This is a genomic window from Catellatospora sp. NPDC049133, from assembly GCF_040648455.1.
Taxonomy (GTDB): Bacteria; Actinomycetota; Actinomycetes; order Mycobacteriales; family Micromonosporaceae; genus Catellatospora; species Catellatospora aurea.
In genome coordinates this window covers 313221-320500 of record NZ_JBEZDT010000004.1, presented here as the reverse complement: position 1 = coordinate 320500, position 7280 = coordinate 313221, and the positions used below count along the sequence as shown (strand labels likewise).

General features: G+C 69.6%; 7 protein-coding genes. 6 read left to right on the top strand and 1 reads right to left on the bottom strand.

Annotation, left to right across the window (positions count from 1 at the left end):
• The 3 genes from AB0B35_RS06635 to AB0B35_RS06625 form a co-directional block, all read left to right on the top strand.
• Positions 1-528 (top strand): sugar ABC transporter permease (locus AB0B35_RS06635; RefSeq protein ID WP_361041555.1); only part of this gene is annotated, 528 nt, incomplete at its 5' end.
• Positions 528-1424: a carbohydrate ABC transporter permease gene (locus AB0B35_RS06630; protein WP_361041552.1), complete on the top strand. Its 897-nt coding sequence runs from the start codon at positions 528-530 to the stop codon at positions 1422-1424. The genes AB0B35_RS06635 and AB0B35_RS06630, both read left to right, overlap by 1 nt.
• Entirely contained in the window at positions 1421-2812 is a 1392-nt protein-coding gene (locus AB0B35_RS06625) for a GH1 family beta-glucosidase (protein ID WP_360540524.1), read from the top strand. The genes AB0B35_RS06630 and AB0B35_RS06625 overlap by 4 nt, the downstream gene beginning before the upstream one ends.
• Before the next feature lie 119 nt (positions 2813-2931).
• On the opposite strand, the gene AB0B35_RS06620 is transcribed toward AB0B35_RS06625, so the two are convergent.
• Entirely contained in the window at positions 2932-3594 is a 663-nt protein-coding gene (locus AB0B35_RS06620; protein WP_360540526.1) for a hypothetical protein, read from the bottom strand.
• Between the two features lie 157 nt (positions 3595-3751).
• On the opposite strand from AB0B35_RS06620, the gene AB0B35_RS06615 reads away from it, so the two are divergent.
• From AB0B35_RS06615 to AB0B35_RS06605, 3 genes are all read left to right on the top strand, one after another.
• Positions 3752-4189, top strand: a complete 438-nt coding sequence (locus tag AB0B35_RS06615) for a potassium channel family protein (RefSeq protein ID WP_361041549.1) — start codon at positions 3752-3754, stop codon at positions 4187-4189.
• A gap of 196 nt (positions 4190-4385) precedes the next feature.
• The gene (locus AB0B35_RS06610; protein ID WP_361041543.1) at positions 4386-4967 is read left to right on the top strand and encodes a hypothetical protein; all 582 of its coding nucleotides are present in this window, start codon (positions 4386-4388) and stop codon (positions 4965-4967) included.
• Between the two features lie 488 nt (positions 4968-5455).
• A complete protein-coding gene (locus tag AB0B35_RS06605) occupies positions 5456-6841 on the top strand; it encodes a DUF1996 domain-containing protein (RefSeq protein WP_361041540.1) in 1386 nt (461 codons plus the stop codon).
• Positions 6842-7280: the final 439 nt, after the last annotated feature.

Below are 7280 nucleotides of genomic sequence, written 5' to 3'. Positions count from 1 at the left end.
ATCATCTTCGGGCAGATCTTCGGCAAGGACTACGGCCTGGTCAACTGGATCCTGGAGACCCTGGGCCTGGGCCGCATCGACTGGCAGGCCGGCACCGCGTCGTCGCAGATCGCGATCTCGGTGATGATCCTCTGGCGGTGGACGGGCTACAACGCCCTGATCTACCTGGCCGCGATGCAGGCGGTCAACAAGGACCTCTACGACGCCGCGTCCCTCGACGGAGCCAGCAGCTTCCAGCAGCTCACGAGGATCACGGTTCCGGCGATCCGCCCGACGATCATCTTCACGGTCATCATCTCGACGATCGGCGGCATGCAGGTCCTGGCCGAGCCGCTGCTGTTCGGCGGCGGTTCGATGACCGGCGGCTCGGACCGGCAGTTCCAGACGCTGTCGCTGTACCTGTATGAGGTCGCTTTCAGCAGGTTCGACTTCGGTTACGCCTCGACCGCGGCGTGGGCGATGTTCGGCATCATCGTGATCGTCGCGGCGATCAACTACTTCCTGACCAGCCGCCTGCGGAGGTCCTGATGACTACCACGTTGACCCGTCCGGACCGCGCCGCCGAGGCCGCCGCGCCCGCGCCGTCGCGACGCTACAAGGGCTTCGTGGAGCGCCGTCCCGGCAAGCTCACCTACCTCGCCCTCACCGGTCTGGCGCTGTTCTCGGCGTTTCCGCTGTACTGGTCGTTCGTCGTCGGCTCGCACGACAACGGCATCCTGGGCCAGGTCCCGCCGCCGCTCGGCCTGGGCCCGAACCTGTTCGAGAACATCGAGCGGGCCTTCGGCACGATCGACTTCGCCAAGGCGCTGGCCAACTCGTTCATGGTGTCGGGTGCGATCACGATCAGCGTGGTGCTGTTCTCCACGCTGGCCGGGTTCGCGTTCGCGAAGCTGAACTTCAAGGGCCGCAACGCGCTGCTGGTCATGGTCGTCGCGACGATGATGGTCCCGACGCAGCTCGGCATCATTCCGCTGTACATGCTCATGGCCAAGATCGAGTGGACCGGCACCATGTACGCGGTCATCGCGCCGGGCCTGGTCAGCGCGTTCGGCGTGTTCTTCATGACGCAGTACCTCGGGGAGGCCGTGCCGACCGAGCTGATCGAGGCGGCGCGTGCCGACGGCTGCACCACGCTGCGCATCTTCTGGCACGTGGTCCTGCCGGTGTCCAAGCCGGCGGCGGCGGTGCTGGGCATGCTCACGTTCATGACGGCCTGGAACGACTTCTTCTGGCCGCTGGTCGTGCTCACCCCGGAGGACCCGACCGTGCAGGTCGCGCTGTCCGCGCTGGCCAGCGGTTACATCACGGACTTCTCGTTGTCGCTCACCGGAACGATCATCGCGACGGTCCCGTTGCTCATCGTCTTCGTGGCGCTGGGCAAGCACATCATCGGAGGCATCATGCAAGGGGCGATCAAGGGATGACCAGCGTTCTGCCACAGGAGATCGCCGCGCCCGCGCGGCTGTCCTTCCCCCAGGGATTCCGCTGGGGTGCGGCGACCGCGTCGTACCAGATCGAGGGGGCGGCGACCGAGGACGGGCGCATGCCGTCGATCTGGGACACCATGTCCCGCGAGCCGGGGCGGGTGTATCGCAACCACAGCGGCGACGTGGCCTGCGACCACTACCACCGCTACCGCGACGACGTCCGCCTCATGTCGGAGCTGGGCCTGGGCACCTACCGGTTCTCGGTGGCGTGGCCGCGCATCAAGCCCGACGGCTCGGGCCCGGTCAACCCGCGCGGCCTCGACTTCTACGACCGCCTCGTGGACGAGCTGCTGGCCAACGGCATCGCGCCGATGGTGACGCTGTACCACTGGGACCTGCCGCAGGTCCTCGAAGACCACGGCGGCTGGACCAACAGGGACACGGCGTACTACCTGGCCGACCTGGCCGCGGCGACCATCGCGCGGCTCGGCGACCGGGTGGCGACGTGGACGACGCTGAACGAGCCGTGGTGCTCGGCCTTCCTCGGGTACGCCAGCGGCGACCACGCCCCCGGGCGGCGCGAGCCGAAGGCCGCCTACCTCGCCGCGCACCACCTGCTGCTGGGCCACGGCCTGGCCGCGCAGGCGCTGCGGGCGGGCGGCGCGCGCGAACTGTCCATCACGCACGTGCTGACCCGGGTCGATCCGCAGAACCCGCACGACGCGCACGACCGCGACGCGGCCCGGCTCGTCGACGGCCTGCAGAACCGGATCTGGCTCGACCCGGTGCTGCGCGGGCACTACCCGGCCGACATCCTGCCGCTGTTCGAGCGCTTCGGGGCCGCGGACGCGATCCGCGACGGCGACCTGGAGATCATCTCGACGCCGATCGACCTGCTGGGCGTGAACTACTACCAGCCGGCGCTGGTGCGGGCCAAGGTCGGCGCGGTCGGCCAGGCGAACTACCCGGGCAGCGAGGGTGTCGACTTCCCGCCGCAGGGCCTGCCGGTCACCGGCATGGACTGGCCGATCGACGCGACCGGCCTGTCGGACACGCTGGTCCGGCTGTCCCGGGACTACCCGGGCACCCCGTTGATGATCACGGAGAACGGTTCGGCTTACCACGACATCCTGGAGGGCGACCGGGTCGCCGACCCGGACCGGATCGCGTACTTCGACGGCCACCTGCGGGCGGTGCACAAGGCGATCGAGCGGGGTGCCGACGTGCGCGGATACCTGGCCTGGTCGCTGATGGACAACTTCGAGTGGGCGTACGGCTACGACAAGCGCTTCGGCCTGGTCTACGTCGACTACGACACCCAGCGCCGGGTGCCCAAGGACAGCGCCCGCTGGTACACCCAGGTCATCCGCGACAACGGCCTGTGACGGGCCTGGTCTGAGCGCTGCCGTCCGTCGCGCTCAGCCCAGGTGACGGTGGGGGGACGACCGTCACACGTGAACGCCCCGGCCCGCGAACCAGCGGGCCGGGGCGCCGTGCGTGCGGGTCAGTGCTGCGGGACGTTCCACATCGCGGCGAAGCCCGCCGCCTCCCCGGTCAGCCAGCGGTCCACGTCGGCGTCCTTGCCGGGCTCGCTGCGGTAGGCGATGCCGCGCCGCACGTCGACCAGCACCGGCTCGGCGTGCGGCAGGATCTGGTCCATGTTCGACCGCAGCAGGTGCAGCGTCGCCATGATCAGATCAGCGGTCGGCGGTTCCTCGTCGAAGTGCAGCCGGACCGCCTCGCTGCGGCCGTCCTCATAACGCAGCCCGAAGTGGGCGCTGATGCGCACCGGCAGGTCGCCGATCATGGCGAGGGCGTCGTTGGTCTGCGTCAGCCTGCAGCCCTGTCCCTCGATGGACGTCAGGTAGCTGGCCGCACCCGCCGTCAGCGACGCGTAGAGCCGCTGCCAGCGCGGATCGACCACGTCGTTGACCTCGACCAGGTGGGTGCCGGGCGTGTGCTGGTCGATGTCGGTCTTGAGCGCCTTGATGAGCCGGCTGTGCGGGTTGAACCCGCGCCCGGTCTCGCGCTGCTTGCGCAGCTTGCCGACGAACGCCGCCTTGGCGGGGCCGGACCGGTCCACGTAGCGGGTGAACGCCAGCAGCGTGGCGTAGGGCAGCAGGGGCTTGGCGGGGGTGTCGGCGACGGTCGCTTGAGGGGTGGGCATGTCGGCTCCGTTCGCAGCTCAGCGATTATTTTTCGTACACACATTCTAATCGACGGGGGCGACATTTCCGCGCCCTCGCGCCCGTCCGATCGGATGCCGTGCGTGCCCTCCGGTCGGCCACTGACGCGCGGTTGCGCGCGGCTGCACAATGTGTGCCGTGAGCCTGCTCAAACGCTTCACCAACTCGCCGAAGGCGCTGGTCGTCAGCTACCTGCTGCTGATCGTGGCGTCCAGCTGCATCTATTGGCTGGTCGAGGAGCACAAGACGCTGGGCGACGCGCTCTGGTGGTCGGTGGTGACCGCTTCGACCGTGGGTTACGGCGACACCTACCCGGAGACCTGGCAGGGCCGGGTGATGGCCGGAATCCTGATCTCGGTCATGATCCTCTTCGTGATCCCGCTGATCACTGCGCATTTCGCCAGCAAACTCATCGTCGACAACGACGCGTTCCAGCACGAGGAGCAGGAAGAGATCAAGAACCAGCTCCGCGAGATCCGCCGGATCGTGGAACGGCTGGCCCCGGCCGACGCCGCACGCGCCGGCGCCGCGCTGGACGCGGTCGAGGCGCGCACCGAAGGCAACGGCCACCGCTAGCCGCGCCCCGGATGGGGCCGGCTGGCGACGGTCGGCTGCTGGCGGTCGCCTGCTGGCGTTCGCCTGGCGGTGGTCAGCTGGCGGCGGTCGCCTGCCGGCAGGCCTCGGCCCTGCGGCCCGGGTGCCGGAGCCGCGTCGGCGTCAGCGTCGCTGATGGTCGCGGTCGAGCGGGAACGCCGCGGGTAGCATCACGCCGGTGTGGGGGATGGTGGGCTATCGGCCGGTGCCGGTGACCACGGTCGCGGGCCTGCTCGACGCGCACGGCGACCTGTTGCGTTCGCTGGTCGGGCGCAGGCTCACCGGGATGCGCGGCCTCTGTCACCTCGGCGACGGTGAGCGGTGCACGACGCTGCCGGTCGTGCTGGAGTTCGCGGGCGAGCGACTGGAGCTGGCCGCCGAGGGTTTCGACCGGTTCTATGTGAGCCGCGACGAGCTGGCCGCGGACCCGCTGCCGGACACCGACGAGCAGGACGACCCCGACCGGGAGGTCGGCTGGGCCGACCTCGGGCGTCCCGAGCTGGCGGTGCTGCTCGGCGCGACGGTGACCGCGGTGCGGGTGCTGGAGCACGACTTCCGCTTCGACGCCCACGATGGCGGCCTGATCGAGGCGTGGCTGCTGGGCGGGCTGGAGCTGGTCCTCGACGACGGCAGGGCGCTGGTCGCCGTGAACACCGTCGACGCGCTGGAGGTCACCGCCGGGGTGCCCGGCTCGGGGCCGTGGCGGCGGACGGAGCTCGCGCTGCCCGGTCAGGACCGGCGGGCGCCCGACAGGTCCTGACCGGAAGCGGCGATCTCCGCGACGCGAGGGGTCCGCGTCGGGTGGCGTGCGCTCTCCGGGCACCGGCGCCGGTCTGCGAGGGCCGCCGTCGGTGCGTGACGCCGGTGCCGCCGCCTCGGATCCAGGGGCGGCACCGGCGATGGAGAGCGCTCTCCACAGCGGAGATGTTACGCGGATGTTGCCGCTCGTCAATACCCTCGCGGAATCGGTCTGAATTGCACGGTTATCAGTCATTTTTCTGGCGCGCATCGTTGGCGTACACCTTGGTTTGGTGGGTGTTCGGGCTGCCGTGGCGAGTGTCGCCAACGGGGCAAAGTGGACGACGCATTGACGGATGTGCGGGTCCGGCGTAACACTGTTGGAGAGCGCTCTCCATCGTACCGCGGTGTCGAGACGCCATGCCCGTCGTCGGCCCCGTGGTGCGGACCGTCCGTCCCGGCTCGCCGCACCGTCCCGGTGTGACGAGCCCCCACCCTCCGGGAGATTCGATGACATCCATCGGCCAGAGCCGGCCGAGGCGCTCCAGGTTCGCGGGACTAGCCGCCGCGGCCCTGCTGGCGTCACTGGTCACCGTGGTGCCCATGCAATCCGCCCAGGCGGCCGTCACCCTGCTCTCGCAAGGCAGGCCGGCCACCGCGTCCTCGACCGAGAACGGCGGCACCCCCGCCACCGCGGCCGTCGACGGCAATCCCGCCACCCGCTGGTCCAGCCAGTTCAGCGACCCGCAGTGGCTGCGCGTCGACCTCGGTTCCACCGCCGCGATCACCCAGGTGGTGCTGCAGTGGGAGGGCGCGTACGCGACCGCGTACCAGATCCAGGTCTCCGCCGACGGCAGCAACTGGACCTCGATCTACAGCACCACGAGCAGCACCGGCGGCACCCAGACGCTCAACGTCACGGGCAACGGCCGCTACGTGCGGATGTACGGCACCGCCCGCAACGGCGGCTACGGCTACTCGCTGTGGGAGTTCCAGGTCTACGGCGACAACGGCACCACGCCGCCCGCCACCGGGTACGTGCTCGCGAACCCGCAGGTCACCGGCGTCACGCCGTCGACCTACAACCCGCCGCACGCCTACTTCCACGAGTTCCAGGCCAACTGCGGGTTCAGCCACGACCGGCCCGACGACCCGATCGTCTACCCGGGCCTGCCCGGCGCGTCGCACATGCACACGTTCATGGGCAACCGCACCACCAATGCCGCCAGCACGCTGTCCACGCTGCAGGCCGGCGGCACCACCTGCGTGGCCCCGGGCGACAAGTCCGGGTACTGGATGCCGACGATGTACAACGGCAACCAGGTCGTCACACCGGTCGGGCCGCAGGTCATCTACTACAAGACGGGTGTCAACGACTACACGAGTGTCCGGCCGTTCCCGCCGGGCCTGCGCTTCGTCGTCGGCAGCCCGAACGCCACGGCCGACCAGTTCATGTTCGGTTCGGTCGAGGGCTGGGAATGCGGCGAGAGCTACCACAACGCCGACTTCCCGGCGTACTGCCCGGCGGGCACCCAGGTGAACGTCCGCTACCAGGCCCCCAGCTGCTGGAACGGCCTCTATCTGGACACCCCCGACCACAAGAGCCACATGGCGTACCCGGTGAACCTGGTCTGCCCGGCCAGCCACCCGGTGGCGCTGCCGATGATCGAGTTCAAGATGGCGTTCCCGGTCAGCGGGGACATGTCCCAGGTGCGGCTGTCGAGCGGGCGGGGCTACTCGTTCCACTACGACTTCTTCAACGCCTGGGACCCGGCCACGCAGGCCGCCCTGGTCAACCACTGCATCCGCGGTGGCCTGCAGTGCAACGCCCGCGGCTACGACGAGACCCAGCCGGGTCGAGGCGCGGCGCTGAACGCGAACTACCAGCTTCCGTAACCGCACCACGGCCGGCCCCGACATGGCGGGGCCGGCCGACACGTTCAAGATCGTCGGACTTGCCGGAAACCGGGCGTATCGCGGGTCAGGATACGCACACCTGCCTGGCAAGTCCGACGATCTTGCGCTGCGGGCACCGTCGGGTCCGGGCGACCGGGCGCGAGGGGCGGGTGATCGGCGTGACGCGGTCGGCGCGTTGCGCGGCAGCCGCGATCTGGGCGGCCCGGACGTACTGCGGTTGACCGCTTGGCTCGCCGCCGACCCGGCCTTCACTGCTCCTTCCGCGAGGGCGACCCGCTAGACCGCGTCGCCTTTCTCGACGCGGTGGACCCCTGACTCCGACTCCCCCAATCGCTGTGAGGTGCGCCCGGATCTAGATGACTTGCGCGGATCTAGATGATTTGTCGTCGCTCCAGCGACGACAAATCATCTAGATCCG